The 14,750-nt window shown below is 72.5% G+C and carries 11 protein-coding genes; 4 read left to right on the top strand and 7 right to left on the bottom strand.

Features of this window, described 5'->3' with window-relative positions; all coding sequences use genetic code 11:
- Window positions 1-63 precede the first annotated feature (63 nt).
- Together OK345_RS12430 and OK345_RS12425 are read left to right on the top strand one after the other, a co-directional pair.
- On the top strand, window positions 64-1,023 hold the full coding sequence (locus OK345_RS12430) for an aldo/keto reductase (protein ID WP_265128298.1): 960 nt from the start codon (window positions 64-66) through the stop codon (window positions 1,021-1,023).
- Between the two features lie 78 nt (window positions 1,024-1,101).
- On the top strand, window positions 1,102-1,401 hold the full coding sequence (locus OK345_RS12425; RefSeq protein ID WP_265128297.1) for a hypothetical protein: 300 nt from the start codon (window positions 1,102-1,104) through the stop codon (window positions 1,399-1,401).
- A 164-nt stretch (window positions 1,402-1,565) separates the two neighbouring features.
- On the opposite strand, the gene OK345_RS12420 is transcribed toward OK345_RS12425, so the two are convergent.
- Entirely contained in the window at window positions 1,566-2,468 is a 903-nt protein-coding gene (locus OK345_RS12420) for a LysR family transcriptional regulator (protein ID WP_265128296.1), read from the bottom strand.
- A 124-nt stretch (window positions 2,469-2,592) separates the two neighbouring features.
- Between OK345_RS12420 and OK345_RS12415 the strand changes: the two genes are divergently transcribed.
- A complete protein-coding gene (locus OK345_RS12415; RefSeq protein ID WP_265128295.1) occupies window positions 2,593-3,807 on the top strand; it encodes an MFS transporter in 1,215 nt (404 codons plus the stop codon).
- Between the two features lie 84 nt (window positions 3,808-3,891).
- Window positions 3,892-4,695 carry a 2,5-didehydrogluconate reductase DkgB gene (dkgB, locus tag OK345_RS12410; RefSeq protein ID WP_265128294.1) on the top strand — a complete coding sequence of 268 codons (804 nt, stop codon included), beginning with the start codon at window positions 3,892-3,894 and terminating at the stop codon, window positions 4,693-4,695.
- Between the two features lie 54 nt (window positions 4,696-4,749).
- On the opposite strand, the gene OK345_RS12405 is transcribed toward dkgB, so the two are convergent.
- The 6 genes from OK345_RS12405 to OK345_RS12380 form a co-directional block, all read right to left on the bottom strand.
- Complete coding sequence (locus tag OK345_RS12405; protein ID WP_265128293.1) at window positions 4,750-5,538, bottom strand: alpha/beta fold hydrolase; 789 nt, start codon at window positions 5,536-5,538, stop codon at window positions 4,750-4,752.
- A gap of 28 nt (window positions 5,539-5,566) precedes the next feature.
- Complete coding sequence (locus OK345_RS12400) at window positions 5,567-6,445, bottom strand: LysR substrate-binding domain-containing protein (protein ID WP_265128292.1); 879 nt, start codon at window positions 6,443-6,445, stop codon at window positions 5,567-5,569.
- 259 nt (window positions 6,446-6,704) lie between these two features.
- Window positions 6,705-9,401: a bifunctional acetate--CoA ligase family protein/GNAT family N-acetyltransferase gene (locus tag OK345_RS12395; protein WP_265128291.1), complete on the bottom strand. Its 2,697-nt coding sequence runs from the start codon at window positions 9,399-9,401 to the stop codon at window positions 6,705-6,707.
- 91 nt (window positions 9,402-9,492) lie between these two features.
- Window positions 9,493-10,863, bottom strand: coding sequence for a magnesium transporter (mgtE, locus tag OK345_RS12390; RefSeq protein ID WP_265128290.1), 1,371 nt, complete (start codon window positions 10,861-10,863; stop codon window positions 9,493-9,495).
- 283 nt (window positions 10,864-11,146) lie between these two features.
- Window positions 11,147-14,470, bottom strand: a complete 3,324-nt coding sequence (locus tag OK345_RS12385) for an ankyrin repeat domain-containing protein (RefSeq protein ID WP_265128289.1) — start codon at window positions 14,468-14,470, stop codon at window positions 11,147-11,149.
- Window positions 14,463-14,729 (bottom strand): YcgL domain-containing protein, encoded by a 267-nt coding sequence (locus OK345_RS12380; RefSeq protein ID WP_265128288.1) that lies wholly within the window; start codon window positions 14,727-14,729, stop codon window positions 14,463-14,465. Before OK345_RS12380 ends, OK345_RS12385 begins: the two co-directional genes overlap by 8 nt.
- Window positions 14,730-14,750 lie beyond the last annotated feature (21 nt).

The raw sequence follows: 14,750 nt of genomic DNA, 5'->3' as shown, positions 1-14,750 counted from the left end.
CCGCCGCGGCATCCGCCGGCGTGCCGTCTATGCTGTGTCGCTTGCGCCCAAGGAGGAACCCCCATGTCCCAGTCCCGCGAACTCGGCCGTTCCGGCCTGCAGGTCAAGCCCCTCGCCTTCGGCGGCAACGTCCTCGGCTGGAACGTCGACGAGAAGACCGGCTTCGCCCTGCTCGACGCCTTCGTCGATGCCGGCTTCAACCTGGTCGATACCGCCGACGTGTACTCGGCCTGGGCGCCGGGCAACCAGGGCGGCGAGTCGGAGACCCTCATCGGCCGCTGGCTGCAGCGCAGCGGCAAGCGCGACAAGGTGGTGCTCGCCACCAAGGTCGGCAAGTGGGGCGAACAGCCGGGACTGTCGGCCGACAACATCGCCGAGGCGGTGGAAGGTTCGCTGCGGCGCCTGCAGGTCGAGACGATCGACCTGTACCAGGCGCACGAGGACGACGAGTCGGTGCCGCTGGAGGAAACCCTGGGCGCGTTCGCGCGGCTGGTGGAACAGGGCAAGGTGCGCGCCATCGGCGCTTCCAACTACAGCGCCACCCGCCTGCGCGACGCGCTGCTGGTCTCCGAGCAGTACCGGTTGCCGCGCTACGAGACCCTGCAGCCGGAGTACAACCTGTACGACCGCGCCGGCTACGAGGCCGAACTGGAGCCGCTGGCACGCGAACAGGAGCTGGGCGTGATCGGCTACTACGCGCTGGCCAGGGGCTTCCTCAGCGGCAAGTACCGCAACGCCGGGGATGCCGGCAAGAGCAGCGCGCGTGGCCAGGAAGTGGCGGACAGGTACCTCAATCCGCGCGGCCTGCGCATCCTCGCCGCGCTCGACGACGTCGCCTCGCGCCACCGCGCCACGCCGGCGCAGGTGTCGCTGGCCTGGCTGATCGCGCGCCCCGGCATCGCCGCACCGATCGCCAGCGCCACCAGCGTCGCCCAGCTGCGCGAAATCCTGGCCGCGGCCACGCTGGCGCTGGACGCGCAGGACATCGCGCAGCTGGACGCGGCCAGCGCCGAGGCGGACTGAACCGGCGATTGGACGCGCCCGGCCGCAGCCATTAGCATCGGCCGGACAGGGGGGTAGCCCGCGAATGGAGTCCTACCCATGCAGACCACATCCGCAGCCCGCCGCCGCATCAACCGTGACGCCGAACTGGCCTACTGGCGCGGCGTCCACGCCATCGGCCAGCTTGGCCACCACGACTTCGACCATTACCAGCGCCTGCTGGAAATCGGCTACGACGTCTACCAGGCTTATCCGCGCGCCAACGAAGAACAGCTCTACCGGGTGCTGCAGGACAGCTACCACCGCCACGCCCCCTCCCTGGCCGTACCGTGGGACGAGGCGCGCTGGCTGGTGCGCCACGCCTGGCACCACGCCGAGCAGGAACAGGCGGATCACTGAGCGCGGACGCTTCCGTTGCCAGCTGTCTGCCAGCGACTCCCGCGCGGGTGATGGGGATGCTTGCCTCGCTTCCGGCCGATCGGCTTCGACCTGCCTGCGCCCCGGCATCGCGCTCGCGCGCAGGCCATGCTCCAGCCGCCGGAGCGGAGCGGCCTTGCGGTCCGTCAGCGCGCGAACGGCGCGTTGGCCAATGCCTGCGCCAGATGGTCGAGGAACGAGCTGATCCGTGCCGAGACCGCGGTGTTGCGGTAGTAGACGGCATGGATCGGCTGGCGCACTTCCACGGTCTGTTTCGGCAGCACTTCCAGCAGCGTGCCCGCCGCGCGGTCGCGCTCGGTCATGAAGTCGGACAGGCAGACGATGCCGACCGCCTCCAGCGCCAGCCGGCGCAGGGTTTCGCCGCTGGACACCGCCAGGGCCGGGCGCACGTGCAGCAGCGTGCCGTCTTCGTCACGCACCGGCCAATGGTTCAATGAATCCGGTTCGTTGAAGCCCAGCAGCGCATGCTCGCGCAGCTGCGCCACGCTCTTCGGCACCCCGTGCTGCTGCAGGTAGGCGGGGCTGGCCAGGATCCGCAGGCGGCTGTGCGCCAGCGGCCGCGCATGCAGGGTGGAATCGGCCAGCGGCCCGATGCGGATGGCGACGTCGGTGCGCCGTTCCAGCAGGTCGATGTAGCGCTCGCTGCTGTTGAGCTCCAGCGCCACCTCCGGGTATCGGGCGCGGTAGCCGGCCACCAGCGGTGCGATCACGTGCAGCACGAACGGCATCGCCGCATCCACGCGCAGCCGGCCGGACGGACGTTCGCGACGGGCGGCGATCTGCTCCTCGGCCGCTTCCACCGCGGCGACGATCGCACGCGACTGCTGCAGGAACGCCGCGCCCTCCTCGGTCAGGTGCAGGCGGCGGGTGGTGCGGGTCAGCAGCGTGGTGCCCAGCTTCTCTTCCAGGCGCGCCAACGCGCGGCTGACGCCGGAGGTGGTCTGCTCCAGCTGTTCGGCGGCGGCGGTGATCGAGCCCGCATCGATCACCGCGATGAAGGCCTGCATCTCGTCGAGGGTGGTTCTCATGGCCGGTACCGGTCGAGGAGTCGATCACTATTGACTTTAGATCAATAGTCATTGGCGCGAAAGCCGCTTTTTCGGCAACAGTCCGGCGCCCAGACTGCGCCACCCCTCCCCACCGGTAACGCCCATGTCCCGTGGCATCCCCCTCGCCCTGCTGGCGCTGACGCTCGGCGCGTTCGCCATCGGCACCACCGAATTCGTCATCGTCGGCCTGATCCCGACCATCGCCGCCGACCTGCACGTCAGCCTGCCGTCGGCCGGCCTGCTGGTCTCCCTGTACGCACTGGGCGTGGCGGTCGGCGCGCCGGTACTCACCGCGCTGACCGGCCGCGTGCCGCGCAAGGCGCTGCTGGTCGCGCTGATGGTGCTGTTCACCGCCGGCAACCTGGTCGCATGGATGGCGCCGGGCTACGGCTCCCTGATCGTCGCCCGGGTGCTGACCGGCCTCGCCCACGGCGTGTTCTTCTCGGTCGGCTCGATCATCGCCACCTCGCTGGTGCCGAAGGACAAGGCCGCCAGTGCCATCGCCATCATGTTCACCGGCCTGACCGTGGCCCTGGTCACCGGCGTGCCGCTGGGAACCTTCATCGGCCAGCACCTGGGCTGGCGCGCCACTTTCCTCGCGGTGGCGGCGCTGGGCGTGCTGGCGCTGCTCGGCAGCCTGCTGTTCGTGCCGCGCGGCCTGCCGCGCAGCGCGCCGGCCCGGTTCGCCCAGCAGTTCGCGGTGCTGGCGCAACCGCGCCTGCTGCTGGTCTATGCGATGACCGCGCTGGGTTACGGCGGCACGTTCCTTTCCTTCACCTACCTGGCCTCGATCCTGCAGGACGTGACCGGCTTTTCCGCCAGCGCGGTGGGCCTGGTGCTGCTGGTCTACGGCATCTCGGTGGCGATCGGCAACCTGTGGGGCGGCCGCCTGGCCGACCGCCTCGGCCCGGTGCCCGCGCTCAAGCGCATCTTCGCCCTGCTGGCACTGGTGCTGTTCGCGCTCACCTTCACCGCCCACAACACCTGGCTGATGCTGCTGAGCGTGCTTGCACTGGGCGCGGTGGCGTTCGGCAACGTGCCCGGGCTGCAGGTCTATGTGGTCAAGCAGGCGCAACGCTTCGTGCCGCAGGCCACCGACGTGGCCTCGGGCCTGAACATCGCCGCGTTCAACATCGGCATCGCGCTGGGCGCCTCGCTCGGCGGGCTGGTGGTCGACCACATCGGCCTGATGCATACGCCGTGGCTGGGCGCGCTGGTGGTGCTGGGCGCGTTCGCGCTGACCGCGCTCAGCGGCCGCCTGGATCGTCGCGACGGCATCGACGACCGTGCCGACGGCATCGCCGTGGCCGCGCACTGACGCAACAGCGCGTTGCCGCCCTGCCACTTCCCGTCCGCGCTGCATGGCGTAGCCTGCATCGCAATCACTTCCCGGAGAATCCCGATGAACGTTCCCGCCATTGGCCTTGGCACCTACCGCCTGAAGGGCCAGACCCTCACCGACTCCGTGCACAACGCACTGGAGCTGGGATACCGCGCCTTCGACACCGCGCAGATCTACGACAACGAAGCCGACCTCGGCGCGGCCATTGCCAGCGGTGGCGTGCCCCGCGACGAGCTGTTCCTCACCACCAAGATCTGGATCAGCAACTTCCATCGCGACGACCTGCTGGCCAGCCTGCGCGAAAGCCTGCGCAAGCTGCGCACCGACCGGGTCGACCTGACCCTGATCCACTGGCCCTCGCCCAACGATGAAGTGCCGATGCGCGAGTTCCTCGGCGCGCTGGCCGAAGCCAGGGCCCAGGGGCTGACCCGGGCGATCGGCGTTTCCAACTTCACCATCGGACTGACCCGGCAGGCGATCGACATCCTTGGCGCCGATGCCATCGCCACCAACCAGGTCGAGGTGCATCCCTACCTGCAGAACCGTGCGCTGACCTCGTACCTGCGCGACCAGGGCATCCACGTCACCGCGTTCATGAGCCTGGCCTATGGCGCGGTGTTGAAGGACGCGGCGATCCAGGCCATCGCCGAGCGCCACCGGGCCACCCCGGCGCAGGTGGCGCTGGCGTGGGCGCTGCAGCAGGGCTACTCGGTGATTCCGTCATCGACCCGCCGCGAGAACCTGGCCGGCAACCTCGAGGCGGCCGGGCTGCGGCTGGACGCCGGGGACATGGCGACGATCGCGACGCTGGACCGCGGGCAGCGGGTGGCCAATCCGGACGGCATCGCTCCGGCCTGGGATTGAGCGGGCGGTTGCGCGAACCGGCCGCCTGCGAGCCGCCGGTTCGCCGCCCATGGATCAATCCACCGCCGCCTGCAGCCAGGCGCGCATCGCCGCGTTCACCTCCTCCGGCTTTTCCAGCGGCGCCAGGTGTCCGCAACCGGGGATCACCACCAGCGTGGACTGCGGCATCAACGCCGCCATCTGCCGACTGACCGGCAGCGGCGTGATCGCATCGTTCTGGCCGCAGACCACCAGCGCCGGGCCGCGCCAGTCGCGCAGCACGCGGGTGCCGTCCACCCGTTCGATGCGGCTCTGGCGCAGGAACACCTCCGCGCCAAGGCGCGTGGTCATGGCCCGCACGCTGTCCACCAGCCCCTGATCCTGCAAGCGCGAAGCGTCGATGTAGCTGCGCATCAGCCGCTCGCCGAAACCGTGGAAGGTACCGGGCAGGCGCACGCTGGCCTGCTGCGCCCGGCGCTGCGCGGCGCGCTCGGGCGAATCCGGCCGGTACGAGGTATCCAGCAGGGCCAGCCGCCTTACCCGCTCCGGGGCGATGCGCAGGATTTCCTGGGCGATGTAGCCGCCCATCGAGAACCCGGCCAGGGCGAACGCCGGCGGCGCCTGCGCCAGCACGCCCTCGGCCAGCGCCCGCAGCGTGTCGTGCGCGGTCAGGTCGCCCACCCGGCAGTCGGCCACGTCCGCCAGCCCGGCGATCTGGTGGCGCCACAGCGCGGCGTCGTTGAGCAGGCCGGGCAGCAACAGCAGCGGCTGGCGCATCAGTACCGCCCCGGTGCCGCGACGGTGGAAACGGACCGGAACCCCATCGCGGCCGGCTCCGGCATCCCGCCAAACCCTTCCGTGCACGGCCGCCACCGGCAATTCCGGCGGCCGCTCACGGCGCCTCCATCCGTGTGGCCTGCTGGCGCAGCCAGTCGCACACCAGCACCGCGCCGGGATGGCGCAGGCTGCGTTCGGGATACACCAGGTAGTGGGCAAAGTCGGGCTTGAGCCGGCGCCGGGTCAGCCGTACCAGCCGGCCGGCCGCGATCAGCGGCTGCGCCAGCGTCAGCCGCGCCAGCGCCACGCCCATGCCGGTGGCCGCGGCATGGTGCAGCGCCTCGCTGTCGTCCAGGTGGGCGACGTAGCGCGCCGGCGGCTCGCCGCCGAACCGGGCGAACCACTGCGGCCAGCGCCCGCCCGGATCGCCCAGCAACGGCAGCTCGGCGAGCCGCGCGAGCGGCACCTTGCCGTGCCGGGCCAGCAACTCCGGGCTGGCCACCGGCGAGATCCATTCGTCGAACAGGAACTCGGCCTGCACGCCGGGCCACTGGCCCCGCCCCAGGCGCAACGCCAGGTCCACCGGCTCGCGCTCGAAATCCACCAGGTGCGCGGAGGACTGCAGGCTCAGGCTCAGCTGCGGATGCGCGGCCACCAGCTGCGGCAGCCGCGACACCAGCCAGGCGTTGGCCATCGACGGGGTCAGGCTCAGCGTCACCGTGTTGCCCGGCACCGTGGCGCGACGGCGCAGCGCCTGGGCGATGCGGTCCAGCGGCTCGCCGACGTCGTCGAGCAGGCGCTGGCCGGCCAGCGTCAGCGCCACCCCGCGCGGGCCGCGCTGCAGCAGCACCTGCCCCATCCGCTGCTCCAGCTGGCGCATGCGGTGGCTCAGCGCGCTGACGGTCAGGTTCATTGCCTCGGCCGCGCGCGTCAGGTTGCCCAGCCGCGCGGCGCACACGAACGCCTCCAGCTGCTCCAGCGGCAATCGCCCCATTTCAAATTTTCCTCAAGCCTGGCTTGTACAAGTCTCGCTTCTGCCGTGCCGAGGATGGACGTAGCTTGTATGTCATTCAAGTCCAAGCGATGCGCAAGCGGAGGAGCAGACATGACCACCCGAACCACGTTCTGGCAGCAGCTCGGCGCCATCAGCCGCGGCCTGATGTTCCTGGAAGGCCACCTGCCGTCCGGTCCGCTCGAGCCCGGCACGGAGCGCGATGCGCCGCGTCGCCCTGCCGGCACCGCGACGCCCGCGCTCAGCCGGCGCGCACCGGCAGGGTCACGTCCATCAGCGTCGGGTCGTCCGGGTCCGGCTTCACCTTGAAGCCCAGGCTCTGGCACATCGCCAGCATGGTGCTGTTCTCGCGCAGCACCTGGCCTTCGACCATGTTCAATCCCAGCCAGGCGGCGTACTCGATCATGATCTGCATCAGCTTCCAGCCGATGCCGTGGCCCTTGAGGTCGGAGCGGATCAGGATGCCGTACTCGCCGCGGTCGTAGTCGGCGTCGGCATGCAGGCGCACCGCGCCGAGCATCTCGCCGTTGCGGGGGTCGATGGCCACCAGCGCGATCGAGCGCGCGTAGTCGAGCTGGGTCAGGCGCGCGATGAACTCGTGGCTGAAATGCTTGACCGACTGGAAGAAGCGCAGCCGCAGGTCCTCGTCGGTGACGCGGGCGAAGAAGGCGCGGAACAGCGCGTCGTCCTCCGGGCGCACCGGCCGCACGAACGCGGTCGCGCCGTCGGACAGCTCGATGCTGCGCTCCCACTCGGTCGGGTACGGGAAGATCGCGAAGCGCGGGTGGCCGCGGCCCTTGTGCAGCCGCCGCGGCGCGGCGATGGCCACGCGCGCGTCCAGCGCCAGCACGCCGTCGCGGTCGGCCAGCAGCGGGTTGATGTCCAGCTCGCGCACCTCCGGCAGGTCGGCGGCCAGCTGCGCCAGCTTGACCAGCACCAGCGCCACCGCGCGCTCGTCGGCGGCCGGCACGTCGCGGTAGGCCTTGAGGATGCGCGACACCCGGGTGCGGCCGATCACCTCGTGCGCCAGCCGCAGGTCCAGCGGCGGCAATGCCAGGGTCTTGTCGTCGATCACCTCCACCGCGGTGCCGCCGCGGCCGAACACGATCACCGGGCCGAAGGTCGGATCGTCGGCGATGCCGGCGATCAGCTCGCGCGCCTTGGGCCGCACCACGGTGGGCTGCACCAGCACGCCGTCGATGCGCGCGTGCGGGCGCAGTTCGCGTGCGCGCGCCAGGATCGAACTGGCCGCCGCGTGCACCGCCTGCAGCGTGCCCAGGTTCAGGCGCACGCCGTCGACGTCGGACTTGTGCGGGATGTCGGCCGACAGGATCTTCACCGCCACGGTGGCGCCGCGCTCCAGCAGCGGCTGCGCCAGTTCCATCGCCTCGTGCGGATCGCGCGCGTGCAGCACCGGCGCCGAGGCGATGCCGTAGGCGGCCAGCAGCTGGTGGGTGGCCAGCGGATCGAGCCAGGCCTGCCCGGCCGCCAGCGCCGCCTCCACCAGCGCGCGCGCGCCGGCGGCGTCGGCCACCACGTCGGCCGGCAGGCTGGGCGGGGTCTCCATCAGTGCCGCCTGCGCCTCGCGGTAGCGCACCAAATGCTGGAAGCCGCGCACCGCGTCGGCTTCGGTGGCATAGGTCGGCACGTGCGCGGTGTTGAGGGTGGCGGTGGCGCGGTCGTCGTTGCCCAGCCACACCGCGAACACCGGCTTGTCGCGGTGGTGGCGCGGGCGCAGGCCCAGGGTGCGGGTCAGCGCCTGCGCCGCGTCGGCCGAGGAGGTGAACGCGGTGGGCACGTTGACCACCAGCAGCGCGTCGTTCTCCGGGTCGGACAGCAGCGCCTCGATCGCGGCGGCATAGCGCTCGCCGTCGGCGTCGACCACGATGTCCACCGGATTGCCGCGCGACCAGCCCTGCGGCAGCGCCGCGTCCAGCCGTTCCACCGTGGCCGGCGACAGTTCGGCCAGGGTGCCGCCCAGCGCCGCCAGCTGGTCCACCGCCAGCCGGCCGACGCCGCCGCCGTTGCTGAGGATGGCCAACCGGCGTCCGGGGAAGGTACCCAGCCGGCCCAGGGTCTCGGCCGCGGCGAACAGTTCGTCCAGCGCGTTCACCCGCAGCAGGCCGGCGCGGTTGAAGGCGGCGCCGTACACCGCGTCGGAGGCGGCCAGCGCCTGCACGTGGGTTTCGGCATTGGGGTTGGGGCTCGCGTCGCGGCCGGACTTGACCACCACCACCGGCTTGGCGCGCGCGGCGGCGCGCGCGGCGGACATGAACTTGCGCGCGTCGCGGATGTGCTCGACGTACAGCAGGATCGCGCGGGTGCGGTAGTCGGTGGCGAAGTAGTCGAGCAGGTCGCCGAAATCCACGTCCAGCGCATCGCCCAGCGACACCACCGCCGAGAACCCGACCGAGCGCGCCACGCCCCATTCCACCAGCGCCGCGGCGATGGCGCTGGATTCGGAGATCAGCGCCAGGTCGCCGGCCTGCGGGCAGTGCGCGGCGATGCTGGCGTTGAGCCGCGCATGCGGCGCGATCACCCCCAGGCAGTGCGGGCCGAGGATGCGCAGGCCCTTGGCGCGCGCGGCCGCCTCCACCTGCGCGGCGAACGAGCCCGGCCCCTCGCCGAGGCCGGCGGTGAGGATGATGGCCGCGGCCACGCCGCGTTCGGCGGCCGCGGCCACCACCTGCGGCACGATCGCCGCCGGCGCGGTGATCACCACCAGGTCCGGCACCCAGGCCAGGTCGGCGAGCTTGCGCACCGTGCGGATGCCGTCGATCTCGCCGTGGCGCGGGTTGACCCAGCCGATCTGCCCGCTGAAACCGCCTGCGCGCAGGTTGCGCACCACCGCGCGCCCGGCCGAACGTTCGCGCGGGCTGCCGCCGATCACGGCGACCGACTGCGGGCGGAACACGGACTGCAGGTGGTAGATGCTCATGGTCGAACGCGGGTTGTGGCGCCTGCGCACACGGTACACGCAGTGCGCTGCCGGCGGCATGATCCGGCGCAAGTCCGGCGATGCCCGCCGGCTACAGCAGCGTGCCGCCGAGGATCGCCGCGGCGATGCTGAAATAGATCACCAGCCCGGTCACGTCCACCAGCGTGGCCACGAACGGCGCCGAGGCGCTGGCCGGGTCGAAGCCCAGGCGCTTGAGCACGAACGGCAGCATCGAGCCGGACAGCGAACCGAAGGTGACGATGCCCACCAGCGCCGCGCCGATGGTCAGCGCCAGCAGCTGCCAGTGCTCGCCGTAGTCGTGCAGGCCGCCCAGCTGCCACACCGCGATGCGCACGATCGCCAGCGCGCCGAGGATGCCGCCCAGCAGCAGGCCGGTCGGCAGCTCGCGCAGCGCCACCTTCCACCAGTCGCGCAGGCGCAGCTCGCGCAGCGCCAGGCTGCGGATCAGCAGCGAGGTCGCCTGCGAACCGGAGTTGCCGCCCGAGCTCATGATCAGCGGGATGAACAGCGTCAGCACCACCGCGCGCGCCAGTTCCTCCTCGTAGTGCTGCATCGCGCTGGCGGTGAGCATCTCGCCCAGGAACAGCACGCTGAGCCAGCCGCCGCGCTTGCGGATCATCTCGAAGAAGCCGATGCGCATGTACGGCTTGTCCAGCGCCTCCATGCCGCCGAACTTGTGCACGTCCTCGGTGGACTCCTCGATCAGCGCGTCGAGGATGTCGTCGACGGTGACGATGCCCAGCACGTGCCGCTGCGCGTCGACCACCGGGATCGCCAGCAGGTCGTGGCGGCGGATCAGCCGCGCCACCTCTTCCTGGTCGAGCAGGGCGTCGACGGCGACCGGCGGATTGACCTGGGCCACGTCCAGGATCGGGTCTTCCGGCGCGCCGGTGATCAGCCGGCGCATGGTCACCACCTGCAGCAGCGCGCGGCTGTGCGGGTCGAGCACGTAGATCGCGTAGACGGTCTCGCGGCTGCGCTCGACCTCGCGGATGTGCTGCAGGGTGCGGCCGACGGTCCAGTCCGCCGGCACGCTGACGAACTCGGTGGTCATCAGGCTGCCGGCGGTGTTGGCCGGGTAGCCCAGCAGCTGCTGGATCGACTGCCGCGCCTCCGCGCTCAGCAGCGGGATCAGCCGTGCGCGCTCGTCCTCGTCCAGCTCGTGGACGATGTCGGTGGCGCGGTCGTCGGCCATCGACCCGAGCAGCGCCGCGGCGCGGGCCGGCGGCAGCGCCGCGACCAGCTCGCCGCCGCGCTCGAGTTCGGGCTGTTCGAGCATCTTCACCGCGCGCGGCAACGGCAGCGCGGCCAGGATGTCGGCGGCGCGCGCCAGCTCCAGGGTGTTGAGGTATTCCACCGCATCGGCGGTGTTGAAATTCGCCAGGGGCGCGCTCAGGGTGGCGGCATCGGCCACCGGGCACAGCAGGTCTTTCTGGTTCATCGTGTTCGCCTGTCTGGGTCGCATCGCGCGACGCCAACGCTGGCGAACCGACCCGTGTCAGGCGGTGGCCATCGCTGGCGTCGAGCAAGGTCGACTTCTACTGTCGCTGGACATGGGTCGGGGACTCCGGAGGGGTGTACTGCCGACAGCGCAGGGGCGCCGGCAGCGGCGCGCAGTCTGGACCGGGAGGCGCACGGGGTCAACCTTCCGGCGCTGGCCGGCGGGGTCCACGTTCACGCTTGGCGGGCATCCGCTTGGCGGACGCCCGCGGGAGATCCGGCGATCAGCGGTTGTCGCGCAGGAAACGGGCCATCGACGCCACGCCCGGCAGCGCCGGTTCGAATTCGCCGGCGACGTCGATGAAGCCGCGCATCACCGCGATCTCGCGCGGGGTGCGGCCCAGTGCATCGCGCATGTCCGGGTCGGCACCGGCGCGCTTCAGGCACTGCACCAGCGTCGACAGCCCGTGCAGCGCGGCCAGGTGCAGCGGGCCGAAGCCGCGCGGATCGCGCACGTCCAGCGCCACGTCCTCGTCCAGCAGGCGTTCCACGCCGGCCAGCACCACCTGCTCGTCGCAGGCGGTGCCCGGCTCGGCGCGGGCGCCGAGCAGCAGCAGCAGCGGCGTCACCGAGCCGGCCGCCACCGGATCCGGCTCGGCGCCGGCCAGCAGCAGCGTGTCCAGCAACGCCAGCAGGCGCGAGCGGTCGCGGGCGGTGAAGCCGTACAGCGCCGCGCAGTGCAACGGCACCAGCTGCTGCGCGTCGCCGGCATGCACGTCGGCGCCGGCGGTGAGCAGGCGCGCGACGATGTCCGGCAGGCCCAGCGCGGCGGCCAGCATCAGTACGGTGACGCCGCCGGGCAGGCGGTGTTCGAGCTGGGCGCCGGCATCGAGCAGGGCCGAGACGATGTCGGTCTGGCGCATGCTCACCGCCGCCGACAACGGCGTGGCGCCGCTGCTGGCGGCATGTTGCGGGTCGGCACCGCGGGCCAGCAGCAGGTCGACCGCGGCCAGGTGGCCGCCGCCGGCCGCACGCAGCAGGCCGGTACAGCCCTGCGCGTCGGTGGCGTCGACCGGCAGGCCGAGATCGATCAGGCGCCGCACCGCGTCGGCATCGCCGGCCATCGCCGCGGCCGGTACGTCGGCGGCGCGCAGCGGCCGCCGCGGCAGCGTCCACACCCGCCAGTCGAGCCAGTCGGCCAGGTCGCGGCGGCCGATCGACAGCGCCACCCCCAGCGGGGTCTGGCCGTCGGCGGCACGCGCCTCGGGCGAGGCACCCTGCTGCACCAGCAGCTTCAACGAGGCTTCGCGCGCCAGCGCGGTGGCCAGGTGCAGGGCGGTCATGCCGTGGCTGTCGCGCGCTTCGCGGTCGGCGCCGTGCTCCAGCAGCCACTGCTGCAGCTTCAGCCAACCCAGCCGCACCGCCAGCGACAACGGCGGGTCGCCGGCCGGGGAAGCGGCGAACGGATCGGCGCCGCGCTCGAGCAGTTCCAGCGCGAACTGCTCCATGCCGCGCGAGGCGTGGTCGTGCTGCACGCAGGCGGCGAGCAGCCGCGCCAGGCCGCCGCGGCCGGCCGGCGAAACGCCGCGGCGCAGCAGTACCTGCAGGGTCGGCAAGGCGTCCACGCCGCGCGACAGCAGCGCGAACATCGGGGTGTCGCCGCAGGCATCGAGCACTTCGGGATCGGCGCCCTGCGCCAGCAGCCAGTCCACCGCGGCCGGCTGCAGCGCCAGTTGCGGGTCGTGCAGCAGGCTGCCGAGTTCGTCGGCCGCACACAGTCGCGCCAGCGGCGCCATGCCGTCGAAATTGCCGAAGCCCAGCGCTTCGCGCAGCAGCGCCAGCGGCGGCCGGTCGGGCAATGGTGCGGCGCCGCCGTCGTCGTCGCTGCCCGCGGCCTGCGTCTGCACGTCGCTGACCGCGGCCGGCAACGGATAGTCCGGGTCCAGCAGCGAGACGATGCCCCAGCGGCCGGCCCCGGCGGCGAAGTCGACCGCGCGGCGGCCGGAGGCATCGCTGGCGTCGGCGGCGATGCCCAGTTCCAGCAGGCGCCGCACCAGCGCCACCGACACGCGCTCGGCGGCGCACGCCAGCAGCACCGCGTTGCGGCCTTCGACATCCACCGCGGTCACGTCCGGGCGATGCACCAGCAGGTGTTCGAGCACGTCGCCGCGGGCATGGCGGGCGGCCTCCAGCCATGGCGTGCGCGCCAGCGCGTCGCGCGCTTCCAGGTTGGCGCCGGCATCGAGCAGCACGTCGATGATGCCCACGTGACCGGCCTGCACCGCCTCGTGCAGCGCGCTGCGGCGCTGGCGGTCGCGTGCGTCCAGCCGTGCCTTGTGCTTGAGCAGCAGCTGCACCCCGGCCGGATCGTCCTCCTCGGTGCCGGCCGCGGCCAGCAGCACCGGCACGCCGTCGGCCGGCTCGGGCTTGGCGCCACGCTCCAGCAGGAACCTGGCCAGGCGCCAGTTGCCGGCCTGGCAGGCCAGCGCCAGCGGGCTCTGGCCGTCGTTGTTGAGCGCATCGACCTCGGCGGCGGCGTCGCGCAGCAGCGCGGCCACGCCCGGGTCGGAGCTGCGGGCGGCGTGGTGCAGCGGGGTGTTGCCGTCGGCATCGGCCGCGCGCGAGTCGGCGCCGTTGGCCAGCAGCGTCATCACCGCTTCCGGCCGGCCGTGCCAGCTGTCGCGGGTCGCGGCCAGCAGCGGGGTCATGCCGCGGTGCGGCTGGTTGACGTCGACGCCGCGGCCGATCAGCGCGCGCAGCAGGCGCAGGTCCGGCAGCACCGCGGCCAGCACCGCCAGGCTGCGCTGGTCGCGCCAGTCCGGCGCCGGCAGCGCCTGCGCGTCGGCGCCGGCTTCCAGCAGCTGCAGGGCGCGGTCGACGCGGCCGCCGCGGGCGGCCTCGTACAGCGCCGGGACCAGCTCGTGGTTGGCGATCGGCTCCAGCGGCAACGGCTCGGACATCTCGGCGAACGGGTCGAACGCCGGCTCCGGCAGCGGTTCCGCCCGCGGCGCCGGTTGCACCCGCTGCAGCAGGAAGTGCGCCAGCGCAGCCAGGACCACGCAGGCCGCCGCCAGCGGCCAGCGCGCGAAATCGGCGACCAGCCCCGGCCAGGCCGGCAGCACCACGGTGGCGCTGGCCAGCAGCACCAGCGCCGCCACGCCCAGCCCGCGCCAGGACTGCACGTCGCGGCCGGCCAGTGCCTGCCAGTGCGCGACCAGCGGGCCGCCGTCGCGTTCGAGCTCGTGCCACAGCGGCCAGCTGCGCCACAGCGCCAGCAACGCGACGCTGACCGCCACGCTCATCGCCATCGCCGCGGCCAGGCTGCCGCTGTCGCGCAGCGCCGCCAGCGGCCAGGCCACCAGCGCGGCCAGCAGCAACGGACCGGCGGCCCACAGCAGCAGCAGCGGCGGTAGATCCTGCTTCAGCACCTGCGCCAGCGGTTGCGGCCGGCGGCTGCGGCGCAGCCACGACACCGCCAGCGCGAACGCCGGCTGCGCCAGCCAGCCGCCCAGCGCCGCGGCGATGCCGCCGAACGCGGCGCCCAGCGCCAGCAGCACGCCGGCGACGGCGACCGCGGCAATGGCACGGGAACGCGCGGAATCAGTCATCGCGTCGCGGCATCGGCACCGGCGCGACCGGCGGTGGCGGCAGTTGCAGGTGGAAGCCGCGCTCGACCAGGTCGACGCGCACCTGCGCGGCATCGGCCCGGGCCAGGCGGCGCTCGGGAGTCAACGCCACTTCCAGCACGAACGCGAACGGCGCCAGCGACGCGTTCAGCGTCGGCGGCAGCCGGCTGAAATCGTCGCGTTTGGCGAGGTAGACGTAGGTGTCCTGCTTGCGTTGGCTTTTGTAGACGTAGGCTTGCATGCCCGCGGGCTTTGCCCTGCA

Source organism: Xanthomonas chitinilytica (assembly GCF_026107455.2).
GTDB lineage: Bacteria > Pseudomonadota > Gammaproteobacteria > Xanthomonadales > Xanthomonadaceae > Stenotrophomonas > Stenotrophomonas chitinilytica.
Note: the sequence above shows the minus strand (reverse complement) of the source record. Positions and strands in the feature narration are given on the sequence as shown.

Coding starts and splice junctions, on each gene's coding strand:
- OK345_RS12385 (WP_265128289.1), bottom strand. CDS start 14,470: ATGACTGATTCCGCGCGTTCCCGTGCCATTGCCGCGGTCGCCGTCGCC.
- OK345_RS12400 (WP_265128292.1), bottom strand. CDS start 6,445: ATGGGGCGATTGCCGCTGGAGCAGCTGGAGGCGTTCGTGTGCGCCGCG.
- OK345_RS12430 (WP_265128298.1), top strand. CDS start 64: ATGTCCCAGTCCCGCGAACTCGGCCGTTCCGGCCTGCAGGTCAAGCCC.
- OK345_RS12425 (WP_265128297.1), top strand. CDS start 1,102: ATGCAGACCACATCCGCAGCCCGCCGCCGCATCAACCGTGACGCCGAA.
- OK345_RS12380 (WP_265128288.1), bottom strand. CDS start 14,729: ATGCAAGCCTACGTCTACAAAAGCCAACGCAAGCAGGACACCTACGTC.
- OK345_RS12395 (WP_265128291.1), bottom strand. CDS start 9,401: ATGAGCATCTACCACCTGCAGTCCGTGTTCCGCCCGCAGTCGGTCGCC.
- OK345_RS12420 (WP_265128296.1), bottom strand. CDS start 2,468: ATGAGAACCACCCTCGACGAGATGCAGGCCTTCATCGCGGTGATCGAT.
- mgtE (WP_265128290.1), bottom strand. CDS start 10,863: ATGAACCAGAAAGACCTGCTGTGCCCGGTGGCCGATGCCGCCACCCTG.
- dkgB (WP_265128294.1), top strand. CDS start 3,892: ATGAACGTTCCCGCCATTGGCCTTGGCACCTACCGCCTGAAGGGCCAG.
- OK345_RS12415 (WP_265128295.1), top strand. CDS start 2,593: ATGTCCCGTGGCATCCCCCTCGCCCTGCTGGCGCTGACGCTCGGCGCG.